The organism is Pararhizobium sp. IMCC21322 (genome assembly GCF_030758295.1).
Taxonomy (GTDB): Bacteria; Pseudomonadota; Alphaproteobacteria; order Rhizobiales.
This window is the reverse complement of sequence record NZ_CP132335.1, coordinates 3409142-3425356: the sequence shown is the minus strand read 5'-3', so window position 1 is coordinate 3425356 and position 16215 is coordinate 3409142. Positions and strand designations below refer to the sequence as shown.

Below are 16215 nucleotides of genomic sequence, written 5' to 3'. Positions count from 1 at the left end.
AACGTCCTAATAGCTTGAGCTTTCGCTATCGTCTCCGCCCAAATCCTGACTGAGCTGCCCACCGCCAATAGTTTTCAGATTGACCCGCAGATAGATTTGTTGATCGGTCTCAAGATCGGTGTAGCGGTCATGGGTTTCTGAATAGGTAAGCGAAATTGCAAAACATTCGTCGTCATACGCAATGCCAAGGCTATCACTGACTGCACCATTGTTCTCGATGTCGTATCGGATATCACCAAAAACGCGCCAGTTTTCGTTGATCTGAAGCGATGCAGAAGCTCGAATTTCCTCACGGTCATCGACGATGCCCAAATTCGGTTGCGAATTGAAATAGGCATAGCCAACAGAGCCAGCAATAAATCCGCGTTTGCCGCTGGCAGTGATTTCTGTGCGATTGACAGCCAAATCGTCTGAATCCAGCCGCAAAAAGGCGTCGAGACGAAGATCATTGGGCGTATCAATCGTGAACCGTCCGATGAAATCCGAGCGATCAGATTCCAGACCACTGTCCAGGCCTGTCGCCGCAACATCCGGATTGGCAAAAGAGTTTGTTCCAAACAGATGGAATGACTGACCCAGTACGGTTCTGATCGACACGCCATTGTTAAAATTCGCGCGGTGTATGATACCGATATTTGCCCGTGAACCACCTTCGATGCGGTCATAACCGGAGAACTTATTGACGCTGAACAAATTGGTATCGTCGAACACCAGACTTTGAGCGTCTTCATTCGGCAGAGAGCCCAACTGGTTTTCATTGCTGCGCAAAATAATCTGAGCAACCGGCTCGAAACGCTGTGTACCCCAGGTGTGCTGACTGATGAGTGGCCAGCGCCATTCAACGCCAGCTAAAGCCAAACCACGAAACGCCTCATCTTCCTCAATAAAGCTTGCCAGCGGCTCTCCGTTTTCCAACCAGAATGCGTCGCCACGCAGCGATGCAAATGGTGTAAACAGTTGACCCATTGGACCGACCAGTGTTTTCTGCCAGGTCGCTTCGAGAGACAGACGCGTGTAGGTTCCTTTCGGACCGACAACCCGGCCCGTTGTACTGCCGTTACTGCTGCCGAAATCGGTGTTTTCGCGGGACAGGCTGGTGAAATTGACATCGAACGACAATTCGCCATCCAGAACCGGATCACCGAAGACCAGATTGTAATCCAGTACAGGATGAACAATTGCCTGCTCTTCCTGGAAGTTGGTTCCGATACTGTCTTCCAGATCCTCGCGCAAAATCCGGAAATGGTATCCACGCAGATCAAAATAGTTCCGCTCGCTCTGGCCTGTCAGATAGAGTGTCGAAATGGCTTCCTGGGTATCAGAGTCTTCCAGATCATAGTCGCGGGTAAAAGTACGGTCACTGATTGCGGTGACGTCCCAACCCCATTTCCATTGCTGGTTGATATTGAATTCACCGTCGGACTCTACATAGCCACGGAATGTCTCATCGCCCTGCAACCCTGCAAACTCGTCGGGGTCAAATTGAGCGATGCCGGCGCCACGAATGCGGTAGGAGCCGGTGATTAATTTGTGACGCCATTCTGCATCCAGCAATACGCCTTGTCCGGTGTAGAAAGTCGGGGCAACTGTCAGATCGTAATTCGGGGCCAGATTAAAGAAGTAAGGTGTGGTCAGCCCAAGTCCGATTGAACTGCTGTAATTCAGGGTTGGCATCAGGAAGCCGCTCTTGCGCTTCACAGATGGGTCGGCATGTGAAAAGAACGGCATATAAGCCACCGGAACGCCCATGAATTCCATCCAGGCGTTCTCGTAGTAGATCATCTGCTCCTGCTGATCATGAACGACCTTTGCCGCTTTGATCTGCCATAAATAAGGTCGATGAGGCCGATCCGCACACGCTTCGCAAGCTGTATAACTGCCTTGATTGAAGATGGTTCTGTTACCCTCTGAGCGCTCTGCGGATACAGCGCCAAAAGTCGCGTTCTCAGGTGTGCGAATTTGCAGAGACTGGACAAAACCATCTCGGAAGTCTTCGGTTATATCCACCTGATCAGCTGTCAGAACGTTGCCGGTTGGCTCGGTGATGCGAACATTGCCGAATGCCATCATGCGGCCGCTGCCCTGATCATAGATCACGCGGTTTGCATTCAACGTATAGCCATCATAGACAATCTCGACATTGCCGTCGGCGGTAACGGTTTCCTTATCGTAATTGTAGATCAGCTCGTCGGCTTCGACCAGCATTTGCGCATCGGGGTTCGCTTGCGCTCTGCCGCGTAGTATATCAGAAGCATTTGGGCTGCCTGACTGCGGCCCGGTCACTTGGCCAGAGGCGGATTGAGCATGGGCTGACAGAAGGTCTGGCGCAAATCCTGCAGCAAGCGGAAGGGCCAAAGCAGATACAGACAGACACAGTGCCAGCTTCAAACTGATGCCGGTTCTCGATTTGCGTATAGGTGCAATTCTCCCTTGGCGTCGGGGTGACGCGTAAGGGGTGCCGAAAATGTCTTCGGATCGGGCGTTGTCACGCTGCCTCATCCGTCCTCCTGATACAATAAAACAGTTACGCCCAACACCGAAGCGATGAGCGCAGGAAGCCAAGCGGCAAGGGCCGGTTCCAAAAGTCCGTTGCTTCCGAAATCCCCAACCAGTTCAGAAAGCACATAAAGCACGAAGCCTGCGCCAATTCCACCTAAAACCATATGACCGGCACCGCCAAGTCTTGTCAATTTTAATGAAACGGTTGCCGCAATGATAACCATGGCTGCGAAAAGCATCGGTCGGGCCAAATGTGTCTGGAATTCCAAGCGCATACGATTTGTGTTTAAACCGGCGCGTTCAGCAGCTTCGATAGCGTCGGAAAAACGCCAAAAGCTCAGGTTTCCGGTGCTTTCTGCCTGTTGACGCGCTTGTTCCCGGGTAAAAAATGTACTGAGTCGATATTCAGCTCTCAGCTCCGGTGGAGAATCGGCAGTCGTGACGCGCGCGTCATTAAGCTGCCAGTAACCATCTTTCCAATTTGCGGATACCGCATCCACCTGTTCCTTGAATGTTCTGTCTTCATTGAACACCAGCGCCGTGACGCTGACGAGCGTCAAGCCACGGTCGAGGGAGCGGTCCGCTGACAGTATGGACTCACCGTCGGAGCCCTCCTGCCGAAACCAGATGCTGGCGGTATCGGATTTTCGGAAGTTTTGGCCGTTGCTGAATTGTTGTATCTCGATTTGCTCCGACTGCTCCTGTAGCCAGACAGATAGTGGATTATAAGCAATGCTGGTGAGAATGCCGATGAAGATTGCCAGAAACAATGCGGGCCGTATGAACTGCCAAACCGACACGCCAGATGCTCGTGTTACGGCAAGTTCCAGCTTGCGTGTCAGGGTCAGGAACGCAACGGTTGAGCCGATAAGAATGGCGAAGGGAAGAACCTGCTCGGCGATGGTGGGTGTCCGGTAAAGCGCCATTTGAACGCCGAACAGGAATGTCCAGCCATCATGATCTGATAATTCACGAATGCGCTCAATCAAATCGACCAGAAAAATGATGGCAAAACAGATCAGGAAGACGCTGAGAATGGACTTCAGAAACACTTTCATGAAGTAAAGATTCAGGGTTTTACGAAGGATCATCCGTTGAATGCCTCGCGATCGGCTTTGGCAGCACGGCGGCTTGCCACCAGTTTTTCGAACACGTCAGCCAGACGGTCGGCTACGCGTTGCGCAAAATCAAGTCTGACATTTTGCCAAAGCAGAATCAGACATATGATTGTTGCGCCGATGGGTATTGCATAAAGTGGCACAACACCAACAGCGCTGCTCTCAGCCAGGCTTTCGGCGGCAAAACCAACCCCTCTTATGGCCACTGCAACGGCGGTTGCAGACAGGATGGCGATACCCTGGCCTGATCGTGTGGTCTGGGGGCTGGCCATGAACAACATGGCGACCATGGCAAAGGAGAACGCATAGAGCGGCGCAACAAAGCGGCTGTGCAATTCTGCGCCCAATTCGCTGCGTTTCGAATTTTCCTCTGCATCGGGGCTCAAAAGATCACCCAGCAATTCCATTGTGCCGCGTTCCTTGGTCCGGTATCCGGCATTTGTTGTGCGTTCACGAAATTGGGACAAATCAAAAGCATAACTTTCGAACTCGATGATTGACGACGAGTTCTCAGCTTTTTCACGGCGCACAATGTTTCCGTTTTGCATGACCAGATATGTGCTGGGGCCGGTTTCTACCAAAGCGCCCCGGTCGGCCAGATATCGAAATGATATTTCAGGGTTGCGCGTATCGCTGATCAGGATGCCACCCAGGAAACCGTCGACACTGCGTTCCTTGATATGGACCATCAGCCCGCTGTCTACGTCTGTGAAGGCTCCGGGGATCATGATGCTGCTGATCAGATCGGCGCGCACCTGGGTTACATGACCACGCAATTGTTTGAGGCCTGCAGGCGCGACATAGATGCTGAGAAACGCCGTCAGCAGAGCCACAAACAGGCTGAGCCACAACAAGGGTCGTGTCACGCGCTTTGGAGAGCCGCCGGCAGCGGCAATGATGACAAGCTCGCTTTCCTGATGAAGCGTATTCATGGTGTAAAGAATTGCGATAAGAAGGGCGATCGGGGCCAGAACCACAACCAGACTGGGAATGGCCAGTGACGAAATGACGAGAAATAACTGAAGCGTCTGGCCTTTGGCAGTCACCAGGTCAATCTGACGAAGTGCCTGCGTCATCCAGACAATGGCGGTCAACGTTACGGTTGTGAGCAGAAAGGCAGACAGGCCTTTCCACATAACATAACGTTCAATTTTTGCACCAAGTCCGAAATTCATATTTGCGTCTGTGCTCTTCGAATTAAAGGGTCAAGCATGTGTTGCAGACCGTGCCATCACCATCAATGATCAGCCAAAAGATTTAGCCAGAAAGTTTAGCCGTTAGGGCTTGTCGTAATTGAACAATTGTACCACTTTCCAGTTAACCGCTTATCACAGTTCAGTTTGGTACCTGCAATGGTAGCACCGAATCTGAAGTCTTGGTCAGTAAGTCATTAATCTATCAAGGAAGTCCACTTTATGTCCCACCTGTCAGACGTCACTTTTCACAAGAAAATAACCGGTTCGCCGAAAATTGTAGTGACGGTGTGTTCTGATGACCTCACATTACCAGAAGCGCTGGTCGATGGTCGGGCGGACCTGCAGGCTTTTTTTGAAAAGGCGGCTGCCGCTGCCAAGTTTGATGGCACTGTTGGCAAGACCATAAACATCGTCACGCCAGGCGGGACGGAGTTTGACCGTCTTATTGTTTTGGGCAGTAGCTCCAAAGACGACAAAGAAGCGTTGAATTGGCGCAATCTCGGTGGGCAGATCATGGGGCATTTGTCTGATGACAGTGCTTCCATCGTTCTGGGTGACCTTGCGGCGGCAGACATGTCCCTATGTGCTCAGGGGCTTTATCTGCGGAGCTATAAGTTCGACAAGTACAAAACCAAAAAAGACGACAGCAAAAGCAATGCGAAACCTCAGAAAATCGGCCTTGTTGGCGATGCTGCCCTGGCTGCGAAGAAGCTTTGGAACGATGACCGTGCGGTTGCCGAAGGCACGCTGTTCGCCCGCAATCTGGTAAATGAGCCTGCCAATATTTTGACCACGACCGAATTTGCTGACCGCTTGAAAGAACTCAAGGACCTTGGCGTTGATGTCCAGGTTCTGGATGAGAAGGCATTGGCCAAAATCGGCATGCATGCGCTTTTGGGCGTCGGGCAGGGCTCTGCCATGCCGTCAAAGGTTGTTGTTATGCGATGGAATGGCGGCAAGGCGAAGGAACAACCCTTGGCGTTCGTCGGAAAAGGCGTGGTGTTTGATACCGGTGGCATTTCCATCAAACCGGCTGGCGGCATGGAAGACATGAAGGGTGATATGGGCGGAGCTGCTGCAGTCTCAGGCCTGATGAAAGCACTGGCAGGACGGAAAGCGAAAGCGAATGTTGTCGGCATTGTCGGGCTTGTGGAAAACATGCCGGATGGTTTGGCGCAACGTCCCGGTGACATTGTGACATCGCTTTCCGGACAGACCATCGAAATCATCAATACAGATGCTGAAGGGCGGCTCGTTCTGGGCGACCTGCTGTGGTACACGGAAGATAAATTCAAACCCAAATTCATGATCAATCTGGCAACCCTGACCGGCGCTATTATTGTGGCGCTGGGTCATCACCATGCAGGGATGTTCTCCAACTCTGATGACTTGTCTGAGAAGCTTTCGAAAGCCGGAGAAGCTTCGGAAGAGTTGGTTTGGCGCATGCCGCTGGGCAAACCCTATGACAAGCTGATCAACAGCAGGTTTGCGGATATGAAGAACACCGGTGGCCGCTGGGCTGGATCGGTCACGGCGGCGCAGTTCCTGCAACGCTTTGTGCGAGATGTTGACTGGGCGCATCTGGATATTGCCGGCACGGCAATGGGGTCTCCAAGCACAGATATCAGCCGTTCATGGGGTTCGGGGTTTGGTGTGGCTTTGCTCAACCAGCTTGTGTTGGATCAGTATGAGAGCTGATCGTTGGAGCCTGTGCGTTCAATGTCGTGCAAATGATTGAATACAAACGAGGTGCGCGCTAGTGGCGGAGGTTCTGTTCTATCATTTGCAGGCCCAGCCATTGGAGGAGGTTCTGCCCGGGTTGCTGGAGCGCTCTTTGGCGCGCAACTGGCGGGTTGTCATTGAAAGCGGTGCTCCCGAGCAGCTTGAAGAGCTTGACACTTTGCTTTGGACATATCGGGAAGAGAGTTTTCTGCCACATGGCCTTGACGGGAACGAGTTTGCGGGCGAACAGCCGATCCTTCTCACGGGTGGTGATACCAATCCGAATGGAGCGCATATCCGGTTTCTGATTCATGATGCTGCTTTGCCGGAAGACCTGAATTATGAGCGGCTGGTTTTGTTGTTCGACGGGTTGGATGAATTATCAGTCCAAAGCGCTAGACAGCACTGGAAGGCGCTCAAGGACACCGAGCATGAGTTGACTTACTGGCAGCAGAATGAAGCTGGCCGCTGGCAGAAAAAGGCTTAAGACGCGATGCGTTTACTATCAGGGGCCATCCGGTTTCCGGCTGGACTGATTTGGCGCGACGTTACAAAATTGACGTGGTATCGTTTTCAAGGTGTTGTTCAAGGGTGCGGTTCTGACACATGTTTTTGAGCGTTTTTGATCTGTTTAAAATTGGCGTCGGGCCATCCTCATCTCATACGATGGGGCCAATGGTTGCGGCACGTCGGTTTTTGACCGAAATCCGGGACGGTGATTGGCCACGACCGGCCAATGCCCAGGTCAGCCATATCAGCGTAAGCTTGCATGGATCTCTCAGTTTTACGGGTAAGGGACACGCCAGTGACCGCGCTATTTTATTAGGGCTGGCAGGCTTTGAGCCAAAGACACTGGATCCTGAGCAGGCGAAAGCTGCGCTTTCGGATATTGAGTCCACAAAAAAGGTGTCACCACAAGGGTTTGGCACCTTTTCTTTTGATCCAGAATCCGATTTGGTTTTTGATTATGGGCCCGCGCTGCCGCAGCATGCCAATGGCATGATTTTCAACGGTTTTGACGCCAATGGGCTGCAATTACTGAAGCGCACCTATTTTTCGGTCGGCGGCGGGTTCGTTATGAGCGAAGCGGAATTGGAAGCAGATGCGCGCGAAAAGGATGGCAACACATCAGCAGATGATGTTGAGCCGGTGCCATACCCATTTCGTTCGGCCAATGAAATGCTTTCCATGGGCGTGGCAAGCGGTTTGTCGATTGCGGACATGAAGCGCGAAAACGAGGTCGCACACACCAGTCCGCAGGTTCTGGATCGCGGGCTTATCGAGGTCTGGACGGCCATGTCGGACTGTATGGATCGTGGGCTTGCGGGAGAGGGGCAATTGCCTGGTGGCCTGAAGGTCAAGCGCAGAGCGCGGGAAATTCATGACCAGCTGATAGCCGAAACCGGCAGCAATTCCTTTCATCCCCACAAGGTTATGGATTGGCTAGGCGTTTACGCCATGGCCGTGAATGAGGAAAATGCTGCTGGTGGTAAAGTTGTGACTGCGCCAACCAATGGCGCTGCCGGCGTTGTTCCAGCCGTCATTCGCTATTATCTGGACCATTGCATCGGAGCCACGGAAGAAGGGGTCAAGACCTTCTTGCTGGTTGCCGGGGCCATTGGCGGCATCATCAAATATAACGCGTCAATCTCTGGAGCGGAAGTGGGATGCCAGGGCGAAGTCGGGTCCGCATCGGCCATGGCAGCCGCTGGACTTTGTGCGGTTTTGGGCGGCAGCAACAAGCAGGTGGAAAATGCCGCCGAGATCGCTCTGGAACATCATTTGGGTATGACTTGCGATCCTGTTGCTGGCCTTGTTCAGGTGCCGTGCATTGAACGCAATGCCCTTGGTGCTGTGAAAGCCGTGACTGCAGCCAGTCTTGCACTGCGGGGCAGTGGTGACCATTTTGTACCGCTGGATACATGCATAGAAACCATGCGCCAGACCGGGCGCGATATGATGGATGAATATAAGGAAACATCAAAAGGCGGGCTGGCAGTCAATCTGGTCGCTTGTTGAGGGGTTATTATACTTGACAAACCCAACTGAGATTCGTATATAAGTTTCAACACGATAAGGTTGAATCTAATGTCCGTTCTCGCAAAAGCACATTTCTACGATGAAAAAGCCGCATTTGAACATGTGGAAAGCATTCTATGGCCTGATGGCCCTGTATGCCCTCACTGTGGATGTGTAGAGCGGATCTACAAGCTTGAAGGCGTTCGCACAAAGCCAAGCAAGAAAAACCCAGACGGCATTGAGCGCTTCGGCCTGAAAAAGTGTGGCGACTGTCGCAAGCAGTTCACCGTCCGCAAGGGCACGATCTTTGAAGAAAGCGCGATTCCGCTTCACAAGTGGTTGCAGGCCATTCACCTGATGTGCAGCAGCAAGAAAGGCATATTTTCTAACCAGCTTCACCGCACACTGGAAATCACGCTTAAATCCGCTTGGTTCCTGTCCCATCGTATTCGTGAGGCCATGCGCAACGATGATTTCACTCCCTTGGGCGGTGCTGGTGGCATTGTTGAAATTGACGAAACTTTCACTGGTAAACGTGACGCCCACCGTGGAGCAAAACTCGACAAGCGTGGCGGCGTCTGGTGGAAGGTTCCTGTTTTGACACTGATAGACCGCAAGGGCACTGCGCGCAGTTTTGTTATTGATAGAGCGACGAAGGCAAACGTGCTTCCGATCCTGCGCGAAAATCTTGATAAGGAAGCCCGTGTCATAACGGACGATAGCAGCATTTACCGCGAGCTGGACCGCGAATATATGCACGCCTTTGTGGTCCATTCCAGAGGCGAATACGGTCGCGGCGAGATCACGACAAACACGGTTGAGGGCTTTTTCAGCATCTTTAAACGTGGCATGAAAGGCGTATATCAGCATTGCAGCGAGAAGCATTTGCATCGCTACATGGCTGAGTATGACTTCCGTTATTCCAACCGTGAAAAGTTGGGTTGTGATGATAAAGAGCGCGCAAAGCGGGCATTGTTGTCTATTGTTGGCAGGCGGCTGACCTATGAAGGGCCTGCGTACCAGAGCTGACGAAAAGCATCGCTAAAATCGGCTTCGGTATTTTTTGTTGATAGTCGAGAGCGAATATGCCAAACTTTAATGGAAGGCCCTTTCTCCGCAAAAACGCTCCTGAGCGCCTCCTTGACGGGATAGCGGATCGTGCGGGCCTTCCATTTTAATAATAAGCGGTTGTGCCATTTTTCCAGAGTTCATACTCGGTGGCGATCTTGTCTTTTATCAGTAAATAAGAACGATCATCGCCGCGTTCCCATTTTCTTTGAACGGCCCATGCAGCATAGTCGGCGACCCATAACAGGGGTTCTTCAGATGACTGAGGAAAGGCAACTTCCCATTTGTTTCTTGGAAGGGACTGCTGTACGGCATTGTTAACGGCGGACTTAAAGGATGCTTTGGTTTTTTTGGTGCCAAGTGACGCTGCTGTTATCAGGGTTTTGTCGGATTTAGCGCACCTTTTTGGACCGACGTGCTTGAAGTGGTAGTACCAAGCATATCGATAAAAGGTGGCGTCAGAATCTCTAGTTTGAGGTTGCGCCTTGGATTTTTCTAAGATGGTGAAATCGGCTTGGAAGGTGCAGCGTTTGAGCAGGTCGAAGACTTCATCCCTGATTATTTGCGCGTCAGACGTAGCGTGAAGTTTTGTTCTGCCTGGGTCTCCATTAATTTGCAAATTGCGCCGAATATTCAGTATGGGAGCGAACTGGTCGGTATCTTCTGTCACGATTGAACAAAGGATGAAATAGGTGCTTGCCCCTGATTTCTTTTTGAAGGTAAAACAGCCAGCTTCGTCGGCGTATAGAAAGGTATTTGTCAATGGATGAAAACTCTAACGACTCAAACCATGACAGTCTATCACAAGCCGACAAGTTCCGTGAAGCTGCCCGCGAACTCGAAACCGACAACGACGAAAAGCGGTTCGACGAAACGTTGAAAAAGCTGGCGAAGCAAAAACCGAAAGACGACGAACCCGAGTAGTTTCCGCCGTCAGAGACTAGACACCAAGCCCGCCATTTGAGCGGGCTTTTTCATGGAGAAATAGATGAGACTAGAAATTCTCGACTTCATAGCCAAAGTTTTTAGGGTGACATTCCAAGTGGATGGGGTTCGAAAGGGCGCGCCTCCACCGCCTAGCGATCGGATGGATTGCTGCTAAGCCAGTCATTGGTACCATTTTTCGCAAGATATGAGCGTTTATTTGTTAACTCTGAAACCCAAGTCCTATCATCATCGTCTACAAACCCCCTCAAGTGCTCGCCAAGCTCTTTCGCGGTACTGTCGACGTCGATCAGCCAAAAAGAGTTCAGCGCTCTATGTGCTTCAAGGCGTTTCAATTCATCCCAAAGCTTAGGGTAGTCTTTTTGTTTTATGAGGTCATATGTGAATACGTATGTCGTCATGATCAGTCCTCCCGATAGTAGGGAGAGATAACACACTTATTGAGTGTGGTTTGTCAAGTATAATAACCCCCTTGTTGATGTGGTAGAATAATACCGGTTATGCAAATATCTGCGAAATAACATCTTTTTAGCGCGAAATCTCAACATGTGATCTTGACCCGTGCGGTCAGCTCGGCTAAATCCCGCTCATTGAATGGCGGCTCACGGTTTGGGCCGCTTTATGATTTTGTAGCCTGAGGCTTTGATGCCGGGTTACGTCTCCATCGGATTTGAGCTGAACACATGAAAACATATTCTGCAAAAGCCAGCGAGATCGAAAAGAATTGGATTTTGATCGACGCTGAAGACCTTGTTGTTGGTCGCCTTGCTGCAATTGTAGCAACGCGTCTGCGCGGCAAACATAAAGTCACTTACACTCCGCATATGGATTGTGGTGACCATGTTATTGTCGTGAATGCTGCCAAAGTGGCACTGACCGGCAAGAAGTACGAAGACAAAGTTTATTACTGGCACACAGGTTATCCCGGCGGTATCAAACAGCGCACAGCACGTGAGCTGATCGAAAGCCGTTTTCCTGAACGTGTCGTCATGAAAGCTGTTCAGCGCATGTTGCCACGCGGCCCACTTGGCCGTCAGCAATTGCGCAATTTGAAAGTTTATGGCGGATCTGAGCATCCCCATGAAGCACAGCAGCCTGCGACACTGGATGTTGCGGCAATGAACTCCAAGAACAAGAAGGCCTCCTGATCATGGCTGAAGAATTGCAAACTCTTGAAGATCTGGGCAATGTTATGGACGCGGAGAGCGAAGCTGTTGAAGCCGCTCCTGTACATGTGCAGAAACTCGATGAACATGGCCGTGCTTACGCCACCGGTAAACGGAAGGATGCGGTTGCTCGTGTCTGGCTCAGCCCTGGTGCCGGTCGCATCACTGTGAATGGCAAGCCTTTTGACGGCTATTTTGCCCGCGCTGTGCTGCAACTTGTTGTGCGTCAGCCGCTTGTCGCTGCTGATCGTGACACACAGTATGATATTAACGCGACAGTTGCTGGTGGTGGTCTGTCCGGTCAGGCTGGTGCCGTACGTCACGGTATTTCCAAGGCTCTGACCTATTTCGAGCCTGCCTTGCGCGGTAATCTGAAACAGGGCGGCTTCCTGACCCGCGATAGTCGTGTGGTTGAGCGTAAGAAATACGGTAAGGCGAAAGCCCGTAAGTCTTTCCAGTTCTCCAAACGTTAAGTTCGGATTTTCTGAATTTGAAAAGGGCGGCCTTGGGCCGCCCTTTTTGTTTGTCGTATTCCCATGTGCCTTATGGCTGCAGCGGGGCCAGATCGAACAGCAGGAAGTTTGCATTTTGGCCCGCTTCCAGACTAATCGAACCGCCATCAAGGGCGGCTCCATCGCCTTCGTGCAACACTTCGCCATTCAGGGTCAGCGACCCCGCAGCCATTTGCAGCCACAATTTGCGTCCCGTTTGTGCAGCATATTCAATCTGCTCATCGCCATCCAGATTGGCAGCATAGACCAGCGCATCCTGCTGCACGCGGATTGAGCCATCAGCACCATCTGGTGACAGAATGAGCGCGAGTTTGCCACGCTTGTCCAAATCCGCAGCATCCAATGCCTCGTAGCGCGGTGTGACATTTTGCGTGTCCGGTATCAGCCAAACCTGCAGGAAATGAACCGCATCATCTGCTGATGGATTGAACTCGCTGTGCGACACACCACTTCCGGTGCTCATATATTGTACGCCACCGGCATGCACCACTGAGCCATTGCCGAGCGTGTCCTTGTGCTCCAGAGCGCCTTCCAGAACATAAGAAAAGATTTCAAAGTTCTTATGGGGATGAGTTGGAAAGCCACCATCGGCCGCTACACGATCATCATTGATGACGCGCAGTGACTCATAATGGACATTGTCGGGATCATTGTAGCCTGCAAACGAAAAACTGTGCGCGCTTTTAAGCCAGCCGTGATCGGCGATGCCTCTGTTGGCGGCGCGGCGAATGGTGATTGGTTTGTTGGTTGCTGTCAGCATTATTTCACTCCGTTTTTGGAATTGGTGTTGCACCTTATTTGGGGAGTGGAGATTTGGTTATAATGGTTTCCAATGAAATAAGACTGTTTCTAATTGGTGAACAAAGGAGTTGTTCAGATCATAAGCGCGCTGATGGTGAGAACGCTGATTTGCGTTTTGTGGCTATAGAGCGTATCTGCAGCGAAAATTGATTACAAAAACCTGGAAGAAAACCATGTCGGACAGAAAAATCAGAGTGGGTGTGTTGGGTGCCTCCGGTTATACCGGTGCGGATTTGGTGCGCCTTGCTGTCCGACATCCCAATGTTGATGTAACCGTCCTGACAGCGAACTCTCATGCGGGAAAGCCAATTGAAGAGGTGTTTCCGCATTTGCGTGGGCTTAATCTGCCTGCATTGGTGACTGTTGAAGAGGCAAATTGGGCAAAGGTTGACGCGGTGTTTTGCGGGCTGCCACATGGCACGACCCAGCAGATCACCAATACGGTCTTGAAGACGCATCCGCATGTGAAATTCATTGATATGTCTGCCGATTTCCGGTTGCGCGATGCGGACACGTATCAGCAATGGTATGGCATCAAGCACCAGGCGCCTGAATTGCAGAGTGAAGCTGTTTACGGCCTGACAGAACATTATCGGGATGATATTGCCAAAGCCCGTCTTGTGGCGTGCCCCGGTTGTTATCCAACTGCTGTTTTGACGGCCATGTTACCTTTGGCCGGTGCAGGCCTGATTGATGCCAATGAGATCATCATTGATGCAAAATCCGGTGTCTCCGGTGCCGGGCGTGGTTTGAAGCAAAACACATTGTTCTGCGAAGCAGGTGAGGGGATGTCACCCTACGCTGTTGGTACGCATCGGCATGCGCCGGAAATTGAGCAAGAGGTCAGCAAGGTTTTTGGCTCTGATGTCATCGTCAATTTCACACCACATCTCATCCCCATGTCGCGGGGCGAGCTGTGTACGCATTATGTGCGGTGCGCCGAGGGCAAGACGGCTGATGATTTACGCGAGGCGCTGGCCGCGTTCTACGCCAATCAGAGTTTTGTGCATGTGCTGAAACAGGGTGAAATGCCTGCAACGCAGCATGTGCGCGGCTCGAACAATGTTCTGATTGCTGTGTTTCCTGACCGGATACAAGGCCGTGCCATCGTCATTTCGGCGCTGGATAATCTGATTAAAGGCTCTGCGGGCCAGGCGCTGCAGAACTTCAATTTGATGTTTGGCCTGCCGGAAGCAACAGGGCTGGAGCAGGTTGCCCTTTTCCCATAGCGTATTTTGAGCAGCACAATCACTTGACTTTAGCCGTGTCTCATGTGTTTTTCCGGCAGAGTTTGACCCATTATCACCGGCCTTAGGGCCGCACAGAATTTCAGGACATAAAATGCACCGTTATCGCACCCACACTTGTGGCGCTCTTCGTTTGTCTGACGCTGACCAGACTGTTCGGCTGTCTGGCTGGGTTCACCGTGTGCGGGACCATGGTGGCTTGCTGTTCATAGATTTGCGGGATCATTATGGATTGACCCAAATCGTTGTTGATCCGGATTCTTCCGCGTTTTCAATGGCTGAAAGTCTGCGCTCTGAATATTGCATTCGTATCGACGGCGCGGTGAAGGCACGTGATGGGGACACCATCAACACAAATCTTGATACTGGCGAGATTGAAGTGTTTTGCGCGGATATGGAAATCCTGGGTTCTGCTGAAGATCTGCCGGTACCTGTGTTTGGTGAACTGGATTATCCCGAAGACACGCGTCTGCGTAACAGGTTCCTCGATCTGCGCCGGGAGACACTGCATAAGAACATCATGACGCGAACGAAAATTATCGCCGATATGCGCTCGCGGATGACAGAAGAAGGCTTCAATGAATTTCAGACGCCTATTCTCACAGCTTCATCTCCTGAAGGAGCACGGGACTTTCTGGTGCCCTCGCGTCTGCATGACGGAACGTTTTATGCGCTTCCTCAGGCACCACAGCAATTCAAGCAATTGTTGATGATCTCCGGCTTTGACCGCTATTTTCAGATTGCGCCATGTTTCCGCGACGAAGACCCGCGTGCGGACCGTTTGCCCGGTGAGTTTTATCAGCTCGATCTGGAAATGAGTTTTGTGACACAGGAAGACGTGCTCACAACCATGGAACCGATTATCCGCGGCGTTTTCGAAGCTTTCGCGGAAGGAAAGCCTGTGACCCAGGAATTTTCCCGCATTCCATATGCTGAATCTCTGCGCAAATATGGCAGTGACAAGCCTGATCTGCGCAACCCGATTGAAATGGAAGCCGTTACCGAGCATTTTGCAGGGTCCGGCTTCAAGATTTTTGCCGGCATGATTGAGCGCGATCCGAAGGTTGAGGTCTGGGCTATTCCAGCGAAAACCGGCGGCAGCCGCGCGTTCTGCGATCGCATGAACAGCTGGGCGCAGGGTGAAGGCCAGCCCGGACTTGGCTATATCTTCTTCCGTATGGAAGGCGAAGAGATTGTTGGTGCCGGACCTTTGGCCAAGAATATTGGTCCTGAGCGCACGACAGCTTTGCGCAACCAGCTTGGCCTTGGTGATGGCGATTCTGTGTTCTTTGTGGCTGGTGTTCCATCAAAATTTGCGCCCTTCGCTGGCGCTGCTCGTACCCGCGTCGGTAGCGAACTTGGCCTGATCGATGAAGACCGGTTTGCACTTTGCTGGATTGTCGATTTCCCCATGTATGAGTGGGATGAAGAAAACAAGAAGGTCGATTTTTCTCACAATCCATTCTCAATGCCTATTGGTGGTGTCGAGGCTTTGGAAAATCAGGATCCGCTCACAATCAATGCCTATCAATATGACATGGTGTGCAACGGGTTTGAAATTGCCTCCGGTGCGATCCGGAACCATGATATTGAAGTCATGACAAAGGCATTTGCCATGGCCGGCTATGCGGAAGACGTGCTTGAGGAGCAGTTTGGCGGTCTCTATCGCGCCTTTAAATTTGGCGCACCTCCCCATGGCGGCATGGCGGCTGGTGTCGACCGTATTGTGATGCTGCTGGTAGGGGCTAAAAACCTGCGGGAAGTCACTTTGTTCCCGATGAACCAACAGGCACAGGACTTGTTGATGGGCGCTCCGGCCCCTGCGACTGCCAGCCAGTTACAGGATTTGCATCTGCGGGTTATCCCGTCTGCAAAGTCCTGATTTTTCCAAGTTTATTGAATTTTCCAACGGTTCGCTACCG

Annotated in this window: 15 protein-coding genes; 9 read left to right on the top strand and 6 right to left on the bottom strand. The window is 51.6% G+C overall.

Translation table 11 applies throughout. From position 1 onward, the window contains the following. Positions 1-6: 6 nt before the first annotated feature. The 3 genes from RAL91_RS16030 to lptF are packed head-to-tail and all read right to left on the bottom strand — an operon-like array spanning position 7 to position 4792. Complete coding sequence (locus RAL91_RS16030) at positions 7-2499, bottom strand: LPS-assembly protein LptD (protein WP_306257262.1); 2493 nt, start codon at positions 2497-2499, stop codon at positions 7-9. Continuing rightward, positions 2496-3590 (bottom strand): LPS export ABC transporter permease LptG, encoded by a 1095-nt coding sequence (gene lptG / locus RAL91_RS16025; RefSeq protein WP_306257261.1) that lies wholly within the window; start codon positions 3588-3590, stop codon positions 2496-2498. The genes RAL91_RS16030 and lptG overlap by 4 nt, the downstream gene beginning before the upstream one ends. After that, positions 3587-4792 carry an LPS export ABC transporter permease LptF gene (lptF, locus tag RAL91_RS16020; protein ID WP_306257260.1) on the bottom strand — a complete coding sequence of 402 codons (1206 nt, stop codon included), beginning with the start codon at positions 4790-4792 and terminating at the stop codon, positions 3587-3589. Before lptF ends, lptG begins: the two co-directional genes overlap by 4 nt. Positions 4793-5032: 240 nt before the next feature. Here lptF and RAL91_RS16015 point away from each other — a divergent pair, with 240 nt between their 5' ends. The 4 genes from RAL91_RS16015 (at position 5033) to RAL91_RS16000 (ending at position 9583) form a co-directional block, all read left to right on the top strand. Further along, positions 5033-6511, top strand: a complete 1479-nt coding sequence (locus tag RAL91_RS16015) for a leucyl aminopeptidase (protein WP_306257259.1) — start codon at positions 5033-5035, stop codon at positions 6509-6511. Between the two features lie 61 nt (positions 6512-6572). Beyond that, positions 6573-7022: a DNA polymerase III subunit chi gene (locus RAL91_RS16010; protein ID WP_306257258.1), complete on the top strand. Its 450-nt coding sequence runs from the start codon at positions 6573-6575 to the stop codon at positions 7020-7022. A 119-nt stretch (positions 7023-7141) separates the two neighbouring features. Beyond that, positions 7142-8554, top strand: coding sequence for an L-serine ammonia-lyase (locus tag RAL91_RS16005; RefSeq protein ID WP_306257257.1), 1413 nt, complete (start codon positions 7142-7144; stop codon positions 8552-8554). A 69-nt stretch (positions 8555-8623) separates the two neighbouring features. Next, positions 8624-9583, top strand: a complete 960-nt coding sequence (locus RAL91_RS16000) for an IS1595 family transposase (protein ID WP_306257256.1) — start codon at positions 8624-8626, stop codon at positions 9581-9583. Between the two features lie 145 nt (positions 9584-9728). On the opposite strand, the gene RAL91_RS15995 is transcribed toward RAL91_RS16000, so the two are convergent. Continuing rightward, positions 9729-10385 carry a DUF3800 domain-containing protein gene (locus tag RAL91_RS15995; protein WP_306257255.1) on the bottom strand — a complete coding sequence of 219 codons (657 nt, stop codon included), beginning with the start codon at positions 10383-10385 and terminating at the stop codon, positions 9729-9731. On the opposite strand from RAL91_RS15995, the gene RAL91_RS15990 reads away from it, so the two are divergent. After that, complete coding sequence (locus RAL91_RS15990) at positions 10385-10546, top strand: hypothetical protein (RefSeq protein ID WP_306257254.1); 162 nt, start codon at positions 10385-10387, stop codon at positions 10544-10546. The genes RAL91_RS15995 and RAL91_RS15990 overlap by 1 nt on opposite strands. A gap of 152 nt (positions 10547-10698) precedes the next feature. Here RAL91_RS15990 and RAL91_RS15985 read toward each other — a convergent pair whose 3' ends face one another. Continuing rightward, a complete protein-coding gene (locus RAL91_RS15985; RefSeq protein ID WP_306257253.1) occupies positions 10699-10968 on the bottom strand; it encodes a CRISPR-associated protein Cas2 in 270 nt (89 codons plus the stop codon). A gap of 282 nt (positions 10969-11250) precedes the next feature. Here RAL91_RS15985 and rplM point away from each other — a divergent pair, with 282 nt between their 5' ends. Together rplM and rpsI are read left to right on the top strand one after the other, a co-directional pair. After that, complete coding sequence (gene rplM / locus RAL91_RS15980) at positions 11251-11715, top strand: 50S ribosomal protein L13 (protein WP_306257252.1); 465 nt, start codon at positions 11251-11253, stop codon at positions 11713-11715. Positions 11716-11717: 2 nt separating this feature from the next. Then, a complete protein-coding gene (gene rpsI, locus RAL91_RS15975; protein ID WP_306257251.1) occupies positions 11718-12206 on the top strand; it encodes a 30S ribosomal protein S9 in 489 nt (162 codons plus the stop codon). 70 nt (positions 12207-12276) lie between these two features. Here rpsI and RAL91_RS15970 read toward each other — a convergent pair whose 3' ends face one another. Then, positions 12277-13005, bottom strand: coding sequence for a pirin family protein (locus RAL91_RS15970; protein WP_306257250.1), 729 nt, complete (start codon positions 13003-13005; stop codon positions 12277-12279). Between the two features lie 214 nt (positions 13006-13219). Here RAL91_RS15970 and argC point away from each other — a divergent pair, with 214 nt between their 5' ends. Further along, a complete protein-coding gene (gene argC, locus RAL91_RS15965) occupies positions 13220-14275 on the top strand; it encodes an N-acetyl-gamma-glutamyl-phosphate reductase (protein ID WP_306257249.1) in 1056 nt (351 codons plus the stop codon). 112 nt (positions 14276-14387) lie between these two features. Continuing rightward, a complete protein-coding gene (aspS, locus tag RAL91_RS15960; protein ID WP_306257248.1) occupies positions 14388-16175 on the top strand; it encodes an aspartate--tRNA ligase in 1788 nt (595 codons plus the stop codon). The last annotated feature ends 40 nt before the right edge of the window (positions 16176-16215 follow it).